Consider the following 19,386-nt stretch of genomic DNA (forward strand, 5'->3'; position numbering starts at 1 on the left):
CCCGTGCCGGCGTGGCGGAATCCCGGTGGAGCGCTGGAGGCGGCGTGGAAGCAGATGGCCGCTCGACTGGAGGAGGCCGGCGAGGATGCCCGCGTCCGCGTAGGCGGGTCGACTGGCGTACCAACATGGGCACCACCACGCTCGATGAGGAGGACTGTCACGGAGAGAGCACCGCGGCCGACGACGACTGCTGTCGCAAGGTCGTCACGAACGTGGCCACCCGCCCGCTGGAGATCGTCGCCCGCGGCTGGATCGGCGACCGCACCTCCGGCGACGAGAGCGGGACAGGCGCGAACGTCACCGTCGACTGTCCGAGAGCGGCCTGTCTGTCCCGTTCGTGCCGGGCACGCCGCTGGCCGACGTACCCAAGGACACGGCCAGGGTCCGTGGACCGGAGCGGGTCGACCTGCCGCTGCCGGAGCAGGGGTTCGAGTTGCTGTGAACCGGTAGGCCGATGGGGCCCGGGTTCTCCGCCAGAGCTCGGGCGCCAACCGCGATCTCGTGCTGTCCGACACCCACGACAGGGATCGGATCGGCTGGGTGTACCTCTCCTACGCTGGGATCTCGTCGGTGTTGTTGCAAATGCGCGACAGGAGCTCCTCGCAGAGGGTCAGGTGTCTGAGTACCGCGGGGCCAGCCCGTGCTCGTAGGCATAGATGACGGCGCGCACCCTGGTGGTCAGCCCGAGCTTACGCAGGAGGCTGGCGACGTGGGTCTTGACCGTCCCTTCCTCAATGGTCAGGGCTTGGGCTATCTCGGCATTGCTCAGCCCTCGGGCCAGGTGGCGGAGCACCTCGAGCTCACGAGTGGTGAGCCGCTGGTGCGCGCCTGTGGCGGGCACGGGCGACAGTCTCGCGAAGCGGTGGATCAGCCGGGTGGTGACCTGCGGGTCCACCAGCCCGTGCCCGCGATGTAGCGCCCGCACCGCCGCCAGCAGCAGCTCAGGGTCGCTGTCCTTGAGCAGGAACCCTGCAGCGCCCGACTGGAGCGCGCCGAACAGGTACTCGTCGGTGTCGAACGTCGTCAGCGCGAGCACCCTCGATGGTGTCTCCACGTCGGTGAGTTGCCGGATCGCGGCGATCCCGTCGACGTACGGCATGCGCAGGTCCATCACCACCACGTCGGGGCGCCGCCACAGCGCTTGGTGCACGGCCTCGGCACCGTCGGCCGCCTCACCGACCACCTCGATGTCGGGCTCGCCGTCCTGGCCGGCCAGCCGGCGGCCGTCGGCGGCAGGGCTGTTGTCGTCGTAGTCGCCGTTGGCGATGAGTACGGGCCGCAGGCCCGGCGCCTTGATGGGGTGCGGCGGATACGTCCTGGTCGGCGGCAGGCCCGCGCAGTGGTTGGCCATCGGCCACACCATCCGCCAGCCGATGCGGGGCGTTTCGCGGCGCAGCGCGGTCTCCAGCTTCTTGAGCTTGTCGTATCCGGGGTAGGGCATGTCCGCGCAGAGGATGACGCGCGACAGGTTGGGGTCAGGCGCCCCTTCCACCTTGGCGAAGAACGAGGCGTCACCGGCCTGCGCCCGCGCGAGCCCGGCGGCCAGGCGTTCCCAGGTGGCTTCCCAGGTGAAGTTGACGCGGGAGGCGATCTGGGTGTCGCTGATGCGCACGTCGGGACCGGCCTCGGGTGCGGGGATGGGCTCGCGGCGGGCCGTGGCCATCACCGCGTCCCAGACGGCCAGGGGATCCTTGCCGTGTAGTGCGCACGTCGTGGTGCTCTGGCACCAGGCGGCGTAGCGTTCGGCGTTGGCCTCCAGGACATGGGCGCGCCGCCGGAGCCACTCGCGCAGGTCGGGTGTGGTGTGGTTCCACACGCTGTCGAGGTACATCCGGCCGACCTTGCGGGGGAACAACTCGGCGTAGGCCTGCCCGAGCGTGGTGCCGTGCGAGTTGCCTACGAAGGTCAGCCTGGCCTGGCCGAGGGCCTTTCTGATCGCCTCCATGTCGTGTGCGATCTGCCAGGAGTTGAGGTTTCCCGACAGCGTGCCGGCCTCTTTGGCGCAGGCTTGTCCGAACGTGCGGTTCTTCGCAGCGTAGGCGTCGTAGGCTGGCTTGCTCGGAAACACCCACTCGGTGGCGAACGGTGCGGGGATAGGGCAGTTGATGGCAGTGGACTTGCCGAACCCCCGCGGGTCGAAAATCACCACGTCAAACCATTTGGTCAGATCTGCGAAGTATTTCTTCCCCTGGCGGAGAATCGTGATCTGCTCGCCAGGCCCACCGGTGTTGACCAGCACCACGCCCTTCTTGCCTGCCTGATCCTGGGCGGGCAGCTTGGCGAGAGCGATCGTGACCTTCGGCCCTGATCCACGGGCCCAGTCGACCGGCACCTGGATCTGCGCGCACTGCAGACCGTCTCCGCAGTCCTGCCATGACACCGGCGCGGTCGTTACCGGGGCGACGGCGGTGACCGCGCCGATGAGGAGCGATGCAACGATGTTCATGTCGGAAGGATCGCCGGGACCGCATCGCCCGCGCGTCCCTCTTTCTGCATATCTTTTGCCTGGGAGCGACGGGGGATGTACGCGAGCTCCCCTTCCCGAAGCAGACGACTGATCTGCAGGAGGTGCCGGCCGCGTTCGCCGCGGTGCACGACGACTACACCGCGGCGCTCGAGCGCGCGCCGCTGGACGACGACGCCTGCCGCGCCTACGCCTCCCGCATCCGCGCCTTCCTGGCCTGGCTCGATGCTGCCGACCTCGACAACGCCGACCCACTGAGCGACGCGCACGGCCGTGACTTCACCGTCGCCTACAAGATCCTCTACTCCCGCCCGGGGGGCGGTCAATTCTCGCGAGCCGTGCGTGACCCGCTGCGCCACTTGACGGCATACGGGAGCACGAACAGGTACAGACCGGTGAACAGCTGCAAGACCAGCGGGAACAGCGGCAGGTAGAACACCCAGGCGGCAGGCTCCTCCTGCAGCAAGGCGGCCACACAGATGAGCACGGTCACCGTGAAAGCGATGGACAGCCAGCGGTGGGTCTGCCGAACCCACTTGTTCCCGTTCAATGAAACCTCCTCTGAACACGGCCAGCCCCCGGGCCGCCGTGAGTCGATGATCGATGTCGCGCCGACGCTGAGCACGCGAAAGCAAGGGCAGGTCAGCGTCGTTCCTCGATGCGGATCAGGTTGCCCGCGGGATCGCGGACGGCGCAGTCGCGGACTCCGTACGGCTGTTCGGCCGGCTCCTGGACGATCTCGGCGCCGCTGTCCTGCAGCCGCTTGAAGACGCCGTCGAGGTCGGGGGTGGCCAGGACGATGCCGGCGAAGGTGCCCTTGGCCATCATCTCGGCGATGGTGCGGCGCTCGTCCTCGGTGATGCCGGGGTCGGCGGCCGGTGGCTGCAGGACGATGGAGGTGCCCGGCTGGCCGGCGGGGCCGACCCTGATCCAGCGCATGCCCTCGTATCCGACGTCGTCGCGGACCTCGAAGCCGAGCGCGTCGCGGTAGAAGGCCAGGCAGGCGTCCGGGTCGTCGTGCGGGAGGAAGCTGGCGTGGATGGTGATGTCCATGACGGTCACGCTAGCTGCGGCTCGCTGACCGGCGCTTCTTGATTCCTGACCGGTCCAGAGCCCCATGCGCTTTCGCCCGTCCGCGCGGCTGACGGCGCGCGGACGGGCTCAGTGCTTGGCCGGCGGGCCCCCTCGGCACCATCGCTTGGTGCGCGGCGGGGCTTCGCCGTCAGGCGACGTCACACCGTACGGCTCGCACACGGTTCGTCCAGCCCCCGAGGGTCCGCGACGAACGCCACCGTCCTGCCCTGCTGGACGTTCCGGAACTACTTCGACCTGCCGAGCGGCCCCCGCCGATGACGATCGTGCCGGTGCCGGCGTCGACGAAGAAGTCGGTCGGGTTGTTCTGCACCTGCCCGTCGGGCGAGACCGTGGCCAGCCGCCCGACGGGCTGCGTGGCCAAGTAGTCGAGCTCTGCCTGGGTGAGACCTTGGTCCTTCGGTTCGTTTCGCGGCGGGCCCTCGGCTCAGTCGAGGTAGTCCCGCAGCGACATGGCGCGGCCGGGGTGACGCAGCTTGCTCATCGTCTTGGCCTCGATCTGCCGGATGCGCTCCCTGGTGACGCCGTAGACCTTGCCGATCTCGTCAAGGGTCTTCGGCTCGCCGTCCGCCAGGCCGTACCGCAGTGCGATCACGCCCGCCTCCCGCTCGGTGAGGCCGCCCAGGATCTCCCTGAGCTGGTCACGCAGCAGATCGTGGCCGATGACGTCGGTGGGGTCGCCGGCCTCGACGTCCTCGATGAGGTCGCCGAGCTCGAGGTCGCCCTCATCGCCGATCTGGATGCTCAGCGAGATCGGTTCACGCGCGTAGCCACGGATCTCCTTGACCTTCTCCGGGGCCAGCTCCACGCGCTCGGCGATCTCCTCGTCGGAGGGCTCCCGCCCGAGCGACTGGAACAGCTCGCGCTGCGCCCGGGACACCTTGTTGATCAGCTCGGTCATGTGAACCGGAATGCGGATCGTGCGTGACTGGTCGGCCAGCGCCCGGCCGATGGCCTGCTTGATCCACCAGGTGGCGTAGGTGGAGAACTTCAGCCCGAGCTTGTGGTCGAACTTCTCCACGGCCCGCATCAGCCCCATGTTGCCCTCTTGGATCAGATCCAGGAGGGGCAGGCCGCGTCCGGTCTGGCGCTTGGCGATGGAGACGACCAGACGCAGGTTGGCCTCGATCATCTGGTCCTTGGCCAGGCGGCCGTCCGCGGCGATCCACTCCAGGTCGGCGCGGACCTGCGGGGACAGGGCGTCGCGCTCACGGTCGAGGCGTTCCTGGGCGAACAGCCCGGCCTCGATGCGCTCGCCGAGCGCCACCTCCTGCTGGGCATCGAGCAGCCGGATCTTGCCGATCTGCTTCAGGTAGTCCTTGACAGGATCAGTGGTCGCGGCGGCGGCTGCCATGGGGACCTCCCGGGGGTGAGCGGACGAGCGGCGGGGAGCGGTGGTGCTGGTGGTGCGAGTGAAGGTCAGTTCAAGCTCCTGACAGGCGATGTGATCGGTGGCTCTGGGGGTCAGTACGCGGCGCGCCGGGGGGCGCTGGGGCGGCGCGTGAGGTACGGCTGCGCCGTGGGCTTCAGGTCTCGAGCCCGTGCGGCGGAGCGGCGCGGCGACGGATTGCGAAGAGGAGCGGTGGTGACGGCGATGGAAGCGGGCAGCTTGATCTCAAACGACTCTCGCATGCGAACCCTTCAGAGGTGCAAAACTTAGATCGGTGGTAAGATTACGACTGACACATCAAGTCGTCAAGAGGAACTTTATGTCCGACGTAAAAATGCTCGGTCTGCGAGAGCTGAAGAAGCGGGAGACCCGTCAGGAGATCTCCGACAAGGCCACCCGCCTGTTCATCGAGCGGGGCTTCGAGGAGACGACGATCGCGGAGATCGCCGAGGCCGCACGCGTGGCCAAGAAGACCGTCACGAACTACTTCCCGCGCAAGGAGGATCTGGCCTTCGACCACCACGAGCAGTTCGTCGCCACGCTGGCCGAGATCGTGGCCGGCAGATCGCCGGGCGAGTCCGCCCTCGCCGCGCTCAGGAGGGTCTTCATGGAAGCGGCCGAACGGCAGGATCCGATGCTCGGGTTCACCCGCGACGGATTCGGGCGGATGATCATGGAGTCGCCGACGCTGGTGGCGCGCCTGCGCGAGCTGCTGGAGCAGCGGGAGGAGGCGCTGGCTCGGGTGCTGGCCGCGGAGACGGGCGATCGGGGACCGGCGCCCCGGGTGGTGGCGGCGCAGCTCGCCGCCCCCTACCGGGTGCTGCTCGGGCAGATCATGGAGCTCACCTTGGAAGGGCTGGACAACGCGCGGATCGCCGAGATCGTGGCCGAGTCCGCGCGCGAGGTGTTCGACCTCATGGAGCCGTCGCTCGGGAGCTATGCGGTGCGCTGAGCCCCCTGCTCGACCCGCTGTCCCTCCACCAGGCGGACGAGGGATTCTGGGGCCGGCTCCAGACCGTCAACCGATCGGCCGTCATCTCGCACGCGGTCGAATGGATGGAGCGCCTCGGGCGGGTGGCCAACTTCGACCACACCGCGAGCGGCACCCGGCACGAGCACCGCGGGCGCGAGTTCGCCGACTCGGAGATCTACAAGATCATCGAGTCCATCTCCTCGGAGCACGCCCGCTCGGGCCCCAGCGCGCTCGACCAGATCGCCGAGGACGTCATCCGGCGGGGTCGCGGCGGCGCAGGAGCCCGACGGCTACCTGCACACGCTCTTCGGCCGCCCCTGGCAGGCTCCCCGCGTGTCGACTTGGCGGGTGGCGGGAGATCGGGGTGCGGCGGTCGGTGGACCTCGATCAGCCGGTCGACGACGCTGGCCCGCTGGCGGATCTGGGCCTGCAGTTCGCGACGGCGGGCGTTGCGGGCCGCGGTGATGTCCTTCAGGCTGATCGTGCGATTGGCCGGCTCCGGGCAGATCGCCCGGCACAGGAAGCGGTCGTGGTGGAAGACGCGGATCTCGGCCATGTCGCGGGGGTCGTAGCGGATGACGACGTCCTCGCCGACGTAGGCGGCCGGCACGGGGTCGAGGTAGCGCAGGGTCTGGAAGTGGATGCCGTCAGGGTGGATCTTGCGGGGTTTGGCCACGGTGAGCAGCAGCAGGTCCAGTTGGTCGAGGGAGTCGGGCATGCGGGGGATGAACTCACCGTCCTCCCAGCGTTGCTGCGGTGGCGTGCCGGTCTCGCTGTGCGGGGTGACGTTGTAGATCTCGCGGATGAAGGCGTTGATGGCGCTATCGAGTTCGGCCAGGCTGAGCCGGGCCTGACCGGCGCGGTCGTGGGTGCCGCGGGGTGCGTGGCCGGGCAGGGTCGGCAGGCACATCCGGTTGGAGGTGGAGAAGATCCGCTCCACTTCGCCGCGGCCACGGGGCTGGCCGTGAAGGGAGAAGTAGGCGCGGATGCGCAGGTCGGCCATGACCTGTTCCAGATGGGCCGAGGTGAAGTCGGAGCCGTGGTCGACGTGGAAGGCGTCCGGGATGCCGCACACGTGCCAGCCAGGCTCGCTCTTGCGCCAGATCGCCTGGCGGAAGGCCGGCGCGGTGGTCAGCGCTGAGGGTGCACCGAGGTTGACCGCGTACCTCAACACTGCTGGCCTACTCCGGCCACACCGCGGTCGCCTCGCTGGCCTGCTACGCCCCGAGTCTCCCGGATGCGCTGGCCCGCTGGCAGCAAGGTCGCGACCCCGCTGCGCGCCGCCGCTGAACCGGCGACGTCGTCTTCGGCCGTCGGGGCTCGGCCCCTAACGCCGCCGTGGACTCGATGCGCGCCACCGGGCGGTGCGTTGACGATGAGGTGCTGGCCCACATACCCTCGGCGCACAGCGAGAACATCAACTTCTTCGGGTCCATTGACGTCGACATCGAAGGCGAGCTGGCCCAGCTTGCCCCACTGGCTACCGGCCGCTGCGGGTGCGCGACACCCTCTTCTGACCTGCCGAGTCGGCAAGGGCGCTGTCGTTCGGGTATCTGCTTGAAGGAAGAGTCGGGCAGTTTGATCAGGACGGGCAAGTCCGCAGCGGGCGGACCACGCCACACAGAACTCGTTGCTCTCGGTCCTGCATGATCCACTGCTCGCCCTCTACTGGACGCCTCGCAGGAGGCGGTGACGGTCCTGCGCCAGGCACTCCCGTCACCGTGATGAGGCGATAACTGGTTTCAGATGCGGGGCCGAAGGGTGCGCCGGACGGCGAGGCCGCCCAACGAGAGAGCGGGGATGAGCAGGATTCCCGCCTCGGTCCATTGGAACTGCCAGAACCTGTCCGCGGGGTGAAACTCGGCCACCTGTCGATAGCCGTGGCTGAAGGCGCATCTGGCGTACTTCTTGGTCGTCTCGTCCGTCCCGCAGGGGCCGGCGAGCGCGAGCTCTCTCTCCTGAGCGGTGTACTTCACGCCGCTTCCGTCGATCCAGTAGCTCGTCACGTGCAGGGAGTCATCCGGTTCGGGCTCGTCCATGACCGCGGCCTGCACGACTCGCTCCGGTGTCGCGTAGAAGGATGGCGCCCTGAGGAGTCCGAAGAATGCTAACGCGCACACCGCCAGGGTCACCGCCATCGCCGGCAGGGTCCGCCGGAACAGTGCGCCCGTGGCCAGGCCGAGCACGAACGCGGCCAGCCACCACGCCGCCGGCATGATGCCGACAACGCGGAACCAACTCATGTCGAAGCGGTCAACGTTGTAGGGGGGGACGTCGAAGGCGGCCAGCCACGGCTCCACGATGCCGGCCAGCACCAGCCCGCCGAGCGTGACCGCGGCACCGAGCCCGACGATCTTGGCCGCCAACCAGCGCCGCCGCGTCACCGACTGGGTCCAGGTCAGCTGGTGCGTGCCCTGCTCGAACTCCCGGGCCAGCAGCGGAGCACCCCAGAAAGCGCCGATCATCGCCGGGGCCAGCAGCGGAAGCCAGCCGAGGAGTTCACCCACCGACCGTATGCGCTCGTTCATCTCCACGAGGTAAGCGCTGCACGCGGGCGTGTCCGCCACGCAGTCGGCGGCCGGAGCGTTCTGGGCGGCGAAGTCGGCCGCGCCCAGAGCGCTGATGAGCAGAACCGCGCCGAGGACGGCCAGCAGCGCCGTGGTGAGGAGCACCTGCATGCGGTGCTGCCGCCAGGTAAGCCACAACACTTCCATGTCTCCTTAGCGATCAGGTAGTGGTCAGGGTCGGACGAGGCAGCGCCGTGGTGTCGGGGCGGCGCAGGTAGGCCAGCACCAGCTCCTCCAGGCTCACGCCGGATGCTCTCCATCGCGGGTCGTGCAACGGCGTTCCCGGACCGGTGCGGACCAGCAGGTCCGCCTGCCGTTCCCTGCGACTGTCGCTGATCACCGGCATCCGGGCCGCCATCCCGTCGGCGAGCTCAGCCGGACCGGACACCATCCGGTGGGCGGCGAGCAGCTCGTCGACCTCGCCGCTGATCTGGACCTGGCCGCGGTTGAGCACCACCAGCCAGTCGCAGGCGTTGGTCAGGTCGGACACCACGTGGGAGGACAACACAACGGTCATCTGCGTCTCGGCCACCGCCGCCATCAGGGAGCGCATGACATCGTGCCGAGCCACTGGGTCGAGGTTGGCGAGCGGCTCGTCCATGACCAGCAGATCCGGTCGCTTGGCCACGGCGATGGTCAGCGCGACCTGTGCCTGCTGACCTCCGGAAAGCTTGCCGACCTTGCGGTTCAGCGGGATGTCCAGTTCCGCCAGTCGTTGCCTGGCTAGGGTGTCGTCCCAGCCCGGATTGAGATGGTGTCCGAAGCGGAGCATCTCAGCGACGGTGAAGCCGTCGTAGAGGGGTTTGTCCTGGGCCAGGAACGCCACTCGCGCGAGGGCTGCCGCCCTTTGCCCGACCGGTTCGCCGAAGACACGCACGCTGCCACGGGTTGGGGCGATCAGGCCGGCGACCAGATGCAGGAACGTGGATTTGCCCGCGCCATTTGGTCCGACGAGCGCGACGACCCGGCCGGCGGGGACGGACATCGTGCAGTCACGCAACGCCCATGTGCCCCGATACCGCTTGGCGAGCCTCATGGCCTCCAGAGCGGTGGGGCTCTTTGCGGGGGCGGTGAGCTCACCGGCTCCGCCGCCGAACATCCTCACTGTCCGATCCGCTGTCATGCGATTCCCTCCTGGACGGAGTCGGCGAGCACCGAGGCAAACAGCGCCTCCATATCTCCTTGGTCGAGCCCCGCTTCACGGCAGCCGCGCACCCACTGGGCGAGATCGCGGCGGAGCCGGCTGTGATCGGCCGTGGATCCGCCACCCAGGGACCGCCGCACGAACGTGCCCAACCCGGGCCGGCCGACGACGAGGCCCTCGTGTTCCAGTTCGCGGTAGGCCTTGGCCACGGTGTTCGGGTTGATCGCGAGGTCGCTGACGACCTCTTTGATCGTCGGCAGCCGATCGCCCGGCATGAGCACACCGAGCCGCAAGGCGTGTTTGACCTGATGCACCAGTTGCAGATATGTCGCCACACCAGAGCTTGGGTCGAGGCGAAGCTTGATCACCGCAGTCCCCTTTTCCTATTAGCTTAGTAAAAGGGTATTAGCGCCCACGATCTTCGTCAACTTGCCCTCCTGGCCTCTCGCGCGGGTCGTCGTCGCCAATTCCCAAGAGCCCCAAGATCGAGGTTTCCAGCGGTTTTCCCCAACCAACCGGACGAGCGCGCCACCGGAACGACACGCTCGCCCGGCCTCCAAGGTCCGTGATGAGGGAGACGTCGCGCTGTGAGGGCAGCGATCCGCGCCATCGGCTCGCTGGCACTGGCACTGATCATGACTCCCGCAGCCCCGGCCGAAGCCGCCGGTATCGCGAACGTCCAGGTCACGGTCGCGATCAGGTCACGGTCGCGATGCGGGTGTTCCCGCTGGAGATCGTCGTTCTGAACTCGGCCAGCCTCGGGACCACAGCCGCAGCGACAGGCTCAGCGCCTCCTGGGCACGATCACCCTCAATGACACCCGGGCCGGCAACCGGTCCTGATCAGCGACGGTGTCGGCCACCGACTTCAAAATCGGCGCCGGCACGGCGCTGGAGACCATCGGCAAAGCTCACATTGCCTACTGGTCCGGCCCGGTCACCGCCCAATCCGACGCGAGCACCCGAACCCCCGGCCAAGCCACCGCCGCGCGGAAGGTCGCACGACCGTGCCGGTGACCGCGTTTCGGACATCCAAGACCTCCCTCATCACCAGCACCTCCACCAGTTGGCAGCCCACCTTGGTCATCACCGTCCCGGCCTCGGCCGTCTCCGGCACCTACACCGGCAGCCATTCGGTGGCCTGAATTCTCCTGCCACGCCCAACCAGCCGCCCTGGGGGTTAGGCGCCTGGATCGGCCTGGTGGAAGGGCCGCAAGGCGCCGCCAACCTCTGCGCGGGTGAAGGCGTAGCGGCCCAGGAAGTTGATGTGGTCATAAGCGATGGGCGACAGCCGGGCGCACATCTCCTCGGTCGCCGGAAAGCCCTGGGCAGGCAGCTGCTTGACGGCGGCGTCGAGGTAGAGGCTGTTCCACCACACCACGGCGTTCAGCGCCAGGCCGAGAGCGCCGAGCGTGGAGCGGATCGTGGCCGCCGCGGTCGCGATCGCCGACGGCGAGGGTCTGTCCGCGCTGTCCATGCGCCGCGTCGCGGCCGACCTCGAGTCCGGCACGGCCTCGCTCTACCGGTACGTGACCAGCCGCGACGACCTGATCGACCTGATGATCCACACGGTGCAGGGGCAGCCGCCGCCGCTGTCCGGCGACTGGCGCGCCGACCTGGCAGCGGTGGCCCGCGACCTGGGCGCCACGCTGCTGCGGCACCCGTGGCTGGGCTCTGAGCTCGCCGGCCGCCCCGCTCTGGGCGCCAACTCGCTGCGCCGGCAGGACGTCGCGCTCGCCGCCGCCAGTGCGCTCATCCCCGACATCGCCCTGGCCGCCCATGCAGTGGGCGCGGTCCTGGCGTACGTGTTCGGCGCCGTCGCGGGAGAGGTGGCCGAAGAGCAGGCGCAGCGGCGCATCGGGCTCAGCAAGGACCAATGGCGGGAGAGCGTCGCCCCCTACATCCGCGACGTCATCTCGAGCGGCGACTACCCGCACTTCGCCCGCCGGGTCGTGGAGGCCGAGGACGTCGGGCCGGAGGAGAGCTTCGAGTTCGGCTTGGCGTGCGTGCTCGACGGGGTCGCGGCGGCCGTCGCCAGAGCTGGGACGGCAGGCGAAGCCCCAGGTTGAGCGGGATCGACACGGCCATGTGACCAGCCCGGCCGCTGACCGGCCGCTGTCGGCCGGTCAGGCTGTTTCGGCGCTGAGGGTCTGTGCCACCGGTCGGCGGGCCGCCAGGCGGGCGGGCAGGGCGGTGAGTGCCGCCGTCGCCAGGAGAGTCGCGAGTACGGCGCCGAGCAGCCAGGAGGAGGGGGGATCCACCGCATTCCTGGCGGCGAAGAGCGAGAGCAGGCCGATGCCCAAGGGGACGCCGATGACGGCGCCGGGCAGGCTGGGCAGGAGCTGGGCGGTGGACAGTCCCGCGGAGATCTGTCCGGGGGTGGCGCCGAGCGTGCGGGCGATGGCCATGTTCGCCCGGGCCTCCATGGCGGTGGTCCAGGTGAAGGTGAGGGTGTTCACGACGGCGAGGGCGATCAGGAGGATGGTGACGGCGAGCATCAACTGGCGGTCGTGCTCGCCGCGCAGGTTGGGCAGGGCGGAGGAACCGTCCAGGCCGTAGCCCCTCTCCGGCTGGGCGTAGAGGGTCAGCAGGGCGACGATCGCGATCACCGTGGTGGCGGTGGAGCACGCCTGCAGCACGGCGCGGCCCGGCCGGCGGGCGGTCAGCCGCAGCCCGAGCAGCAGCGGCGTGGGCAGCAGCGCGGACAGCGCGGTGAGCCGGGGTCGGTGACGGGGCTGGTGCGCGGTGGCGGTCAGCGCCGTGACGGTCGCCGTCCGCAGGGCGCGCAGCGTGGGACCCAGGGTGGACAGCACCGCCACCGCCACGGCGAGGACGGTCGCCGCGGCGATGGCCAGGCCGGTCGGCCCGGCGGCGTCGCCGATCCGGCTGGCGGTGGGGCTGGCGATGGCGGGCGCGGTCAGGCGGGCGAGCGCCAGCCCCAGCGCGTCGCCGGCCAGAGCCAGCGCCAGGTACTCGGTGAGCAGGACGGTGGCGATCAGGCCGGGGGTGGCGCCGACGGCCTTGAGCAGCCCGGCCCGGCGTGTCTGCTCGACGGCGCGTCCCGAGGCCAGCGACGCCACTCCGGTGATGGCCAGGAAGCCGAGCAGCCAGCTGCCGACGAGCAGGATCGGCTGGCTGACCCTGAGGATGGCCATGTCCCGCTCGGCTCTGAACTGCCAGGAGTGGAAGGTGATCCTGACGGTGGGGTCGCTGTGAGCGTCGATGAAGGGCTCGGTCGCGGCGGGGTCGCGCAGCTTCAGGTCCACGGCCAAGGTCACCGGGAGATCGTGGGACGAGGCCAGCGTCCGGGCATCCGATCGGGTCATCCAGGCCAGGCCGCTGTAGTCGCTGGGGCCGCCGCCGGGGCCGATCTGGGCCGCCCCGGGGTAGACGGAGGTGGCCGCGGTGACGGCGATCCCGACGACGGGGTACGACCGGCCGGCGATGGTGACGTGGTCGCCGACGCCGACGCCCAGCGCGGTGGCGAAGCCGCGTTCGAGGACCGTGCCGCCGGAGCGGACCCAACGCCCCGAGGTCACCAGCGGCCGGTTGACCGCGCCGGGCGTCTCGGCGAAGCCGTGTACCACCACGGGGGACGAGAGGGAATCGCGCGTGGTGAGGTCGGCGTAGACGATGCGATAGGGGCCATGGTGGGCCATGACTCCGGGCTCGTTCGTCAGCGAGGCCAAGGCCGAGGTCACGGCGGGGCCCGTGTCTCCGGAGAGCGCCACCACGTCGGGCCCGGCGGTGGCCGCGCGGGTCTGTTCGTACAGCGCGTCGCTCACGTCGCGCAGGGACAGGCCCAGGGCCATCGTGGCGGTGGCCACGGTGACCGCGAGCATGAGCATCGCGGCCTGGACCTTGTGCCGGCGCATGTCAGCCAGCGCCAGGCGCACGACGAGCACGATGGAGCCCACGACGTTCAGCCCTCCAGCCCGATCAGCCCGCCGAGCCCGCGCGTGTGGGAGCCGGCCAGCCGGGTGTCGTCGACGAACATCCCGTCGCGCATCGAGATCAGCCGGTCCGCGGTGGCCGCGACCCTTTCGTCGTGCGTGACGATCACGAGGGTCTGCCCCGCGGAACGCAGGGCCTCGAAGATGCGCAGCACGTCGAGCGTCGCCGCGGTGTCGAGGTTGCCGGTCGGCTCGTCGGCCAGGACGACCAGCGGGTCGTTGGCCAGCGCGCGGGCGATGGCGATGCGCTGACGCTGCCCACCGGACAGTTGCGACGGCAGATGCCGGGCACGGTCGGCGAGCCCGACCCGTTCCAGCAGCAGGCTCGCGCGGCACCCGGCCTCGCGCCGCGAGCGCCCGGCCAGCAGCACGGGCAGCTCCACGTTCTCGGCCGCAGACAACTCCTCCACCAGATGGAAGGCCTGGAAGACGAACCCCACCGACCGGCGCCGCAGCCGCGCCAAGGCCCGCTCGCTCAGGGTGTCGATGCGCCGCCCGGCCAGCCACGCCTCCCCATCGGTGGGCCGCTCCAAGCCACCCAGCAGGTGCAGCAGGGTAGATTTCCCGCAGCCGCTGGGCCCCATCACCGCCAGCATCTGCCCCTGCGGCACCTCCAGGTCGACGGCGTCGACAGCGCGGACCCGGCTCTGCCCCTGACCATGATCCTTCACCAGGCCGCGGACCCGGACCACAGCACTCGACACGTTCATCCACCCTCAGCTCTGTCATCGCCCTTGGACCAGGCCCGCTCACAGGCCTCCAGCCAGCGCAGGTCCGCCTGCAACCGCAGCACGACGCCCTCCAGCAGCAGGCCGGCGCCCGATCCCGCCGGCTCGGCCAGCGCCGCCCGCTGCGCCTCACGCAAGCGGCGCAGCAACTCACGACGCTGTGCCGCCACCAGCTCGACCGGGTCGGCGAGCCGGGCCGCGGCGGCGGCCACGAGCTTGAGATGAAACTCCGCCAGGTCCGGTTTCGGCCAGCCCACCTCGGCCAGCCAGGCGGCCACCCGCTGCTGTCCGGCCGGTGTCAGCGCATAGACCTTGCGGTCGGGCCGCTCGGGAAGGCCGTCGGCCCGTTCGCAGACCACGAGCCCCGCCTTTTCCAGCCGGGCCAAGGTCACATAGATCTGACCGGGGTTCATCGACTCGCCCAGCGGGCCAAGACTCTGGCGCAGCCGAACGCGCAGGTTGTACCCGTGCGACGGCTCTTTGGCGAGCATCGCCAGCACTGCGTCCTGCACTCCAACCCCCTAACGGTTAGCCAATAGATAGCGGTTACCCATATGGAGTGTCAAAACGCTACATCTGGCGATCTCCTGAACTGATCCTCGCTGGGATCGTCGTTGCCGAACGGGTCGTCGTCCTCGCCGAGCGGGTCCCCGGTCGGCTTGGGCGCCGGCTTCTGCGCCAGGTCGTGCGCCTGACCGGCGAAGGCGGGCGCCGGGAACGGCTCGACCGGCTTGCCGGCCATGGCGATCGCCATGAAGTCGCGCCAGATCTCGGTGGGCGTATCGGCACCCTGAATGTTGCCGAGAGAGACCTCCTTGCGCAGGGGATGGCCGTTGGCGTCCTTGATGACCTTCTTGGTCTTGGGATCGGTCTGCGGGATCTCCTTGTACATCCCGACGGCCGCGGAGAGCTGCGGTGTGTAGCCGACGAACCAGGCTTCCTTGTTCTCGTTGTTGGTGCCGGTCTTGCCGGCGATCGGACGCCCGCCGGGCAGCGAGGTGCCCGCGGCCGTGCCGTACTTGACCACCTGCTGCATCGCGTCGGTGGCATCGGCGGCGGTGTCCGGGCTGATGACCGTTCTGGGCAGGTCGACCTCCTCCAGGGCGGTCATCCCCTTGAACGTCTTGACCGAGACGACCACGTGCGCGTCGTGGTGGACGCCGTGTTCACCGACTCGGCGGTGGCCCGGTCGATCTGCACGGCCGCGCCCACATCGTGCGAGTTGCCGATCGGCTTGGTGCCCGGCAGCGTGATCGGTCCATTGCCGGACACGTAGCTCCTCAGGCTGTGGCCCTCCACCGCCTTCTTCGCGGCCCGCATGAGCTTCTTGTCGAACGTGGTCGTGACGCGGAAACCGCCGCTGCGCAGGCGCTCCTTCGCGATCCCCCGCCGCTCCAGCTCACGCTGGACGATGTCGACCATGTAGCCGTTGATGCCCTTGAGTGTCTCTTTCTTGTCTAGCTTGGCGAGTTTGGGGAACTTCGCCGTTTTGGGCAGTTGTCCGTACTTGGCTGGGTCGACGATCGCCATGCCGTCGATGGCGTAGGCGAACCGCTCCCGGGTCGGTGCCCAGTTCTTCTCCGCCTCCGCCTTGTCGAACGCGTCCGGGCTCTGGATCCGGCCTGCCAGGTAGGCGCCCTCGGCGGGGGTCAGCTTGTCGACGTCCTTGTCGAAGAACGCCTGGGCGGCGGCCTGGAGCCGCCCTGGACCTGCCTGCCGGTCACCGTGCTCCATGCCGCTCGCATGATGCCGGAGATCGAGATGCCGGGGTCGGTGCGGAACGTACGGTTCTCCGCGGCGATGAAGGCGTCCTGAACATGCAGCGGAATCCTGGAGATCGGGACGATCTGCCGCTTGGTGCCGAGCCGGGCGATCTCGGATTTGCTGTCGCGGTAGTAGATGATGCTGCCCTGCTCGAGGGCGTGGTTTTGGATCTCCACGGGTAGCGGGGTGTTCGCGTAGGCCACCATGATCATACCGAAGAGGCCCGCCACCAGCACCGTGAAGCGAGGACCACGACATTCCAGCTGGGGATGAACCGCTTCCAGCCGGTACGGTGCGGGCGCCCGCCGTCTCCTCCCGGCCGCTCCTGCCGGTCCCCGGGACCGTCGCCACCCGGTCCGCCGGGCCCTCCGAAGCCTCTGCGGCCGCCCCGTCTCCGGTCGCCGGATCTCCGTAACCTGTCGCGACCTGGTGGATTTTCCCGGGCAGTGCGGCCACGCCCGTGCGCGTCTCTTCGGCGGACCTCACCAGCACTCTGCACCCCCTAACGGTTAGCCAATAGATAGCGGTTAGCCATATCGGGTGTCAAAACGCTAGGGCTGGCGATCTCCAGCCGGGCACGGCGCACGGCATCCCGCGACAGGATCTTCGTCGCCGAGGGCCGCATCCACGGCATGGGCTGATCGGCGGTACGGTGGCTTCCTTCGTAGCTCGGAGTCAGCCAGTGGACCAGAGAAGGCGCAGGACGGTCACGCCACGGCCCCCGGGCGTCCCTGCTGATGAGGGGAGTGAGGCGATGACGTCGTCCGGACCTCGGCTGCGGCTGTGGACCTCGGAGAGCGCCCGCGTTCGGGTGACGCCGATGGAGCTCTTCTTCGACCTGGTGTTCGTCTTCGTGGTCACTCAGGTGACGCACGAGGTGGAGGCCCAGCGGATGAGTGGTGCGCTCCGCTGCGGCCACACGGCTCTCCGCCTCGGCGGGCAACTGCCGCCCGCGTTCCGCGGCGACGATGAGGCCGCTGCGGCTCGCCCCGTACGACGGCCAGCAGCACCTGATTCCCCCGGTTGCTTTCCCGGCAGGCCATGGAGCACCTCATCGACCTCCTCCCGCCAGGCGCGCAGGACCATGCCGAGAGAGCATCCCAGGGTCCCGGCCGACTGCTCGGCCACGAGGTGCCCGTCACGCGGCCCGGGAGTCCTCATCCGTCGGTGACGCCGGAGTGATGTTGAAGTTGCGGTCGAAGACGTCGTCAGGGTCCCACTCGGCCTTGAGCCGGCGGAGGCGGGTCAAAACCGGCTCGGGGAAGGCGTCGAGCAGGCGCTGGGGGTCGGTGCCGGTCTCGAAGCTGGAGTACATGCCGTTCAGCAACGGATACAGGTGGGCCCAGTGCTTGTCCATGCGGGCGACGTGGCTCGGCGCCGTCGCGGCGATGACGGCGAAATTCTGGGTGCGGTGCGACCAGGCCATGGCTTCCTTGGGGACGTCGCCCACCGCGCCGCCCATCGAACGGAACTGCATGATCATGATGTCGCCGGACTTCATCATCTCTTCGACGACTTCGGCGGCCTGCCGCGTGATGTGGTCGAGCAGCCCGCTTCGGGTGTCCTCCAGGCCCTGGCCGCGGTGCTCGTTCTCGGGCGGGGCGACGATCAGGTGATAGGGCGCGAGCTGCGCCTGCTGGTCGATGACGGGGCCGGCGCCGAGGAAGGGGGTGAGGGCGTCCTGTGCGGCCTCGACGTCGTCGCCCGCGTAGACGAGGGTGATCTGAGCGGTCACCGGCGCTCCTCGACGGGCGGGGAACAGTGACAGAAAGCTCGTGATCTCGCGGGGCGCGGCCTCGACCAGCCGCCCCCAGGAGATCAGGAAGTCGGCCGTGTCGCTCGCGTCGACGATGACGGTCGCGATGACGACGTTCCCGACCTCGTAGGCGTCGAGTTCGAACGCGGTCACGATGCCGAAGTTGCCGCCCGCCCCGCGGATCGCCCAGAACAGGTCGGGATGGTGCTCCGCGTCCACGCGGAGCCTGCGGCCGTCCGCGACCACGATCTCGGCGGCCGTGACGTGGTCGACCGTGAGGCCGCGCTTGCGGGCGAGGTAGCCGAGCCCGCCGTCGTTGGTCGACCGGCCGCTGATGCCGTGCCCGCCGCTGCGCACCGAGATCGGTACGTGCTGGCGGCGTGCGTAGGCGAGGGCCGCGACGACGTCGTCGGCGTCCTCGGCCTGGATCGCCAGCGCAGGTGACCCGGTGCGGGTGTAGGTGTGGCGGACCCTGTCGTAGGCCCGGTCGCCCGGCTCGACGGCTTTCCTCGCGAGCGACGGCGGTAGGGCGTCGTAGTCGATGGAGGCGTGCCGCATGCTGAGCGCGACCGGCGAGCGCCTGGGCCCGGTGTCCGTGCCGGCCCGGGACCGCTCACGCGCGACCGCCTCGCGGAGGGCGGGCGCCACCTCTTCACCGAAGGTCCGGATGATCCGCGGGTCGTCCTGACCGATGAAGAAGGCCGAGAAACCGTTCTCCAGCACGAGCGGAAGCAACTCCTCCACCCACTGCTCGGGCGGTCCCTGGAGGTGTCCCCGCCGCGTCCGGGAGAAACTCACCTGCAAGAGGTTGAGCAGACGCCGGATCTCGCTCGGGTCGCGCCCCGCTGCGAGGGCGGCTTCGTCGATGATCTTGTTCGACTCCTCCATCCCCGGAGTCCGGAGATATTCGAGCGTGGGGAGCCAGCCGTCGGCCTTGCGTCCCGTAAGGCGCAGCATCTGGGGTTTGTAGGCGCCCAGCCAGACGCTGATGTCGTGGGCGGGGCGGGGCCCACGCTGCATCTGAGGGATCGCGTAGTGCTTTCCCTGGTGGCGCAGGGGCTCGGGCTCGCGATCGTTCCAGACTCCCCGGATGATGTCGATCGCCTCGTCAAGAGCCTCGACGCTCTCGCCGGGCGTCATCCGCCGGCCGCTCATGCCGTGCACGGCGTCGGGGAAGGCGCCCGCTCCGAGCCCGAGCTCGAACCGTCCCTCCGACAGCAGGTCGAGGCTCGCTGCCGCGCGGCCCAGCATCGCGGGCGGGCGTAGCGGGAGGTTCATGACGTCGGCCGAGACGTGGACGCGCCGAGTCTTGGCCGCGACCCAGGTCAGCAGGGTGTAGGTGTCGAGGAGGTCGGCGTTGTAGGGGTGGTCCTGGAACGTCACGACATCCAGACCGGCCGCTTCGGTGAGTTCGGCCAAGGACACCGCCTGGTGCGGCTCGTGCGCGATAGGGGTGATGAACGTGCCGAGCAGGAGCTCGTGTCCATAGTCAGGCATGGAGGGTCCTAGATCTGGTTGTCCAGCAGCCCATCTGTGGATCAACTTGTATGCTCTAC

22 protein-coding genes are annotated in these 19,386 nt (G+C 69.4%); 5 read left to right on the plus strand and 17 right to left on the minus strand.

Going from position 1 to position 19,386, the window contains the following annotated elements:
• Positions 1 to 157 precede the first annotated feature (157 nt).
• Both ID574_RS53700 and ID574_RS53705 read right to left on the minus strand, forming a co-directional pair.
• Positions 158 to 301, minus strand: a complete 144-nt coding sequence (locus ID574_RS53700; RefSeq protein WP_188196833.1) for a hypothetical protein — start codon at positions 299 to 301, stop codon at positions 158 to 160.
• A 309-nt stretch (positions 302 to 610) separates the two neighbouring features.
• Complete coding sequence (locus ID574_RS53705) at positions 611 to 2,446, minus strand: alpha/beta fold hydrolase (protein WP_188196834.1); 1,836 nt, start codon at positions 2,444 to 2,446, stop codon at positions 611 to 613.
• 122 nt (positions 2,447 to 2,568) lie between these two features.
• Here ID574_RS53705 and ID574_RS53710 point away from each other — a divergent pair, with 122 nt between their 5' ends.
• Complete coding sequence (locus ID574_RS53710; RefSeq protein ID WP_188196835.1) at positions 2,569 to 2,898, plus strand: hypothetical protein; 330 nt, start codon at positions 2,569 to 2,571, stop codon at positions 2,896 to 2,898.
• A gap of 208 nt (positions 2,899 to 3,106) precedes the next feature.
• On the opposite strand, the gene ID574_RS53715 is transcribed toward ID574_RS53710, so the two are convergent.
• The 3 genes from ID574_RS53715 to ID574_RS53730 all read right to left on the minus strand — a co-directional run bounded on the left by ID574_RS53715 (position 3,107) and on the right by ID574_RS53730 (position 5,188).
• On the minus strand, positions 3,107 to 3,517 hold the full coding sequence (locus ID574_RS53715; RefSeq protein WP_188196836.1) for a VOC family protein: 411 nt from the start codon (positions 3,515 to 3,517) through the stop codon (positions 3,107 to 3,109).
• A gap of 466 nt (positions 3,518 to 3,983) precedes the next feature.
• Positions 3,984 to 4,910: a sigma-70 family RNA polymerase sigma factor gene (locus ID574_RS53725; RefSeq protein ID WP_188196837.1), complete on the minus strand. Its 927-nt coding sequence runs from the start codon at positions 4,908 to 4,910 to the stop codon at positions 3,984 to 3,986.
• Positions 4,911 to 5,020: 110 nt separating this feature from the next.
• Positions 5,021 to 5,188 carry a hypothetical protein gene (locus ID574_RS53730; RefSeq protein ID WP_188196838.1) on the minus strand — a complete coding sequence of 56 codons (168 nt, stop codon included), beginning with the start codon at positions 5,186 to 5,188 and terminating at the stop codon, positions 5,021 to 5,023.
• 77 nt (positions 5,189 to 5,265) lie between these two features.
• Here ID574_RS53730 and ID574_RS53735 point away from each other — a divergent pair, with 77 nt between their 5' ends.
• Positions 5,266 to 5,898, plus strand: coding sequence for a TetR/AcrR family transcriptional regulator (locus ID574_RS53735; protein WP_188196839.1), 633 nt, complete (start codon positions 5,266 to 5,268; stop codon positions 5,896 to 5,898).
• 196 nt (positions 5,899 to 6,094) lie between these two features.
• Here ID574_RS53735 and ID574_RS53740 read toward each other — a convergent pair whose 3' ends face one another.
• The 4 genes from ID574_RS53740 to ID574_RS53755 form a co-directional block, all read right to left on the minus strand.
• Positions 6,095 to 7,093, minus strand: a complete 999-nt coding sequence (locus ID574_RS53740) for a Mu transposase C-terminal domain-containing protein (protein WP_188196840.1) — start codon at positions 7,091 to 7,093, stop codon at positions 6,095 to 6,097.
• 568 nt (positions 7,094 to 7,661) lie between these two features.
• Positions 7,662 to 8,633 carry an ABC transporter permease gene (locus ID574_RS53745; protein WP_188196841.1) on the minus strand — a complete coding sequence of 324 codons (972 nt, stop codon included), beginning with the start codon at positions 8,631 to 8,633 and terminating at the stop codon, positions 7,662 to 7,664.
• A 13-nt stretch (positions 8,634 to 8,646) separates the two neighbouring features.
• Positions 8,647 to 9,609: an ABC transporter ATP-binding protein gene (locus ID574_RS53750; RefSeq protein ID WP_223168043.1), complete on the minus strand. Its 963-nt coding sequence runs from the start codon at positions 9,607 to 9,609 to the stop codon at positions 8,647 to 8,649.
• Entirely contained in the window at positions 9,606 to 9,998 is a 393-nt protein-coding gene (locus ID574_RS53755; protein ID WP_188196842.1) for a GntR family transcriptional regulator, read from the minus strand. Before ID574_RS53755 ends, ID574_RS53750 begins: the two co-directional genes overlap by 4 nt.
• A gap of 644 nt (positions 9,999 to 10,642) precedes the next feature.
• Here ID574_RS53755 and ID574_RS62155 point away from each other — a divergent pair.
• Positions 10,643 to 10,774 carry a hypothetical protein gene (locus tag ID574_RS62155; RefSeq protein ID WP_262496173.1) on the plus strand — a complete coding sequence of 44 codons (132 nt, stop codon included), beginning with the start codon at positions 10,643 to 10,645 and terminating at the stop codon, positions 10,772 to 10,774.
• A gap of 35 nt (positions 10,775 to 10,809) precedes the next feature.
• Here ID574_RS62155 and ID574_RS53760 read toward each other — a convergent pair whose 3' ends face one another.
• Complete coding sequence (locus ID574_RS53760; protein WP_188196843.1) at positions 10,810 to 11,106, minus strand: Tn3 family transposase; 297 nt, start codon at positions 11,104 to 11,106, stop codon at positions 10,810 to 10,812.
• Here ID574_RS53760 and ID574_RS53765 point away from each other — a divergent pair.
• Complete coding sequence (locus ID574_RS53765; RefSeq protein WP_262496174.1) at positions 11,105 to 11,698, plus strand: TetR/AcrR family transcriptional regulator C-terminal domain-containing protein; 594 nt, start codon at positions 11,105 to 11,107, stop codon at positions 11,696 to 11,698. The two genes, ID574_RS53760 and ID574_RS53765, sit on opposite strands and share 2 nt — an antisense overlap.
• 57 nt (positions 11,699 to 11,755) lie before the next feature.
• Here the strand turns inward: ID574_RS53765 and ID574_RS53770 are convergent, their stop codons facing one another.
• Genes ID574_RS53770 through ID574_RS53795 form a run of 6 tightly spaced genes read right to left on the minus strand, consistent with a single transcriptional unit; the run spans position 11,756 to position 16,310 of the window.
• On the minus strand, positions 11,756 to 13,546 hold the full coding sequence (locus tag ID574_RS53770; RefSeq protein WP_188196845.1) for an ABC transporter permease: 1,791 nt from the start codon (positions 13,544 to 13,546) through the stop codon (positions 11,756 to 11,758).
• A gap of 5 nt (positions 13,547 to 13,551) precedes the next feature.
• Positions 13,552 to 14,292, minus strand: a complete 741-nt coding sequence (locus tag ID574_RS53775; RefSeq protein ID WP_188196846.1) for an ABC transporter ATP-binding protein — start codon at positions 14,290 to 14,292, stop codon at positions 13,552 to 13,554.
• On the minus strand, positions 14,289 to 14,822 hold the full coding sequence (locus tag ID574_RS53780; RefSeq protein WP_188196847.1) for a PadR family transcriptional regulator: 534 nt from the start codon (positions 14,820 to 14,822) through the stop codon (positions 14,289 to 14,291). The genes ID574_RS53775 and ID574_RS53780 overlap by 4 nt, the downstream gene beginning before the upstream one ends.
• Before the next feature lie 50 nt (positions 14,823 to 14,872).
• Positions 14,873 to 15,421 (minus strand): penicillin-binding transpeptidase domain-containing protein, encoded by a 549-nt coding sequence (locus ID574_RS53785; protein WP_262496175.1) that lies wholly within the window; start codon positions 15,419 to 15,421, stop codon positions 14,873 to 14,875.
• Complete coding sequence (locus ID574_RS53790; protein WP_188196849.1) at positions 15,418 to 16,044, minus strand: transglycosylase domain-containing protein; 627 nt, start codon at positions 16,042 to 16,044, stop codon at positions 15,418 to 15,420. Before ID574_RS53790 ends, ID574_RS53785 begins: the two co-directional genes overlap by 4 nt.
• Positions 15,960 to 16,310: a transglycosylase domain-containing protein gene (locus ID574_RS53795; protein WP_188196850.1), complete on the minus strand. Its 351-nt coding sequence runs from the start codon at positions 16,308 to 16,310 to the stop codon at positions 15,960 to 15,962. The genes ID574_RS53790 and ID574_RS53795 overlap by 85 nt, the downstream gene beginning before the upstream one ends.
• Positions 16,311 to 16,894: 584 nt before the next feature.
• On the opposite strand from ID574_RS53795, the gene ID574_RS63260 reads away from it, so the two are divergent.
• The gene (locus tag ID574_RS63260) at positions 16,895 to 17,245 is read left to right on the plus strand and encodes a hypothetical protein (RefSeq protein ID WP_223168059.1); all 351 of its coding nucleotides are present in this window, start codon (positions 16,895 to 16,897) and stop codon (positions 17,243 to 17,245) included.
• Here ID574_RS63260 and ID574_RS53805 read toward each other — a convergent pair.
• Positions 17,213 to 19,327, minus strand: coding sequence for an LLM class flavin-dependent oxidoreductase (locus tag ID574_RS53805; protein WP_188196852.1), 2,115 nt, complete (start codon positions 19,325 to 19,327; stop codon positions 17,213 to 17,215). The genes ID574_RS63260 and ID574_RS53805 overlap by 33 nt on opposite strands.
• Positions 19,328 to 19,386 lie beyond the last annotated feature (59 nt).

The sequence above is a fragment of the Nonomuraea sp. SYSU D8015 genome, from assembly GCF_008065375.1.
GTDB lineage: Bacteria > Actinomycetota > Actinomycetes > Streptosporangiales > Streptosporangiaceae > Nonomuraea.

What these genes read in the sequence shown, in the direction of transcription:
- ID574_RS53705 (WP_188196834.1), bottom strand. Translation starts at nt 2,446, where the DNA reads ATGAACATCGTTGCATCGCTCCTCATCGGCGCGGTCACCGCCGTCGCC.
- ID574_RS53715 (WP_188196836.1), bottom strand. Translation starts at nt 3,517, where the DNA reads ATGGACATCACCATCCACGCCAGCTTCCTCCCGCACGACGACCCGGAC.
- ID574_RS53725 (WP_188196837.1), bottom strand. Translation starts at nt 4,910, where the DNA reads ATGGCAGCCGCCGCCGCGACCACTGATCCTGTCAAGGACTACCTGAAG.
- ID574_RS53730 (WP_188196838.1), bottom strand. Translation starts at nt 5,188, where the DNA reads ATGCGAGAGTCGTTTGAGATCAAGCTGCCCGCTTCCATCGCCGTCACC.
- ID574_RS53735 (WP_188196839.1), top strand. Translation starts at nt 5,266, where the DNA reads ATGTCCGACGTAAAAATGCTCGGTCTGCGAGAGCTGAAGAAGCGGGAG.
- ID574_RS53745 (WP_188196841.1), bottom strand. Translation starts at nt 8,633, where the DNA reads ATGGAAGTGTTGTGGCTTACCTGGCGGCAGCACCGCATGCAGGTGCTC.
- ID574_RS53750 (WP_223168043.1), bottom strand. Translation starts at nt 9,609, where the DNA reads ATGACAGCGGATCGGACAGTGAGGATGTTCGGCGGCGGAGCCGGTGAG.
- ID574_RS53765 (WP_262496174.1), top strand. Translation starts at nt 11,105, where the DNA reads ATGCGCCGCGTCGCGGCCGACCTCGAGTCCGGCACGGCCTCGCTCTAC.
- ID574_RS53760 (WP_188196843.1), bottom strand. Translation starts at nt 11,106, where the DNA reads ATGGACAGCGCGGACAGACCCTCGCCGTCGGCGATCGCGACCGCGGCG.
- ID574_RS53775 (WP_188196846.1), bottom strand. Translation starts at nt 14,292, where the DNA reads ATGAACGTGTCGAGTGCTGTGGTCCGGGTCCGCGGCCTGGTGAAGGAT.
- ID574_RS53785 (WP_262496175.1), bottom strand. Translation starts at nt 15,421, where the DNA reads ATGACCGCCCTGGAGGAGGTCGACCTGCCCAGAACGGTCATCAGCCCG.
- ID574_RS53790 (WP_188196849.1), bottom strand. Translation starts at nt 16,044, where the DNA reads ATGGAGCACGGTGACCGGCAGGCAGGTCCAGGGCGGCTCCAGGCCGCC.
- ID574_RS63260 (WP_223168059.1), top strand. Translation starts at nt 16,895, where the DNA reads ATGGAGCTCTTCTTCGACCTGGTGTTCGTCTTCGTGGTCACTCAGGTG.
- ID574_RS53805 (WP_188196852.1), bottom strand. Translation starts at nt 19,327, where the DNA reads ATGCCTGACTATGGACACGAGCTCCTGCTCGGCACGTTCATCACCCCT.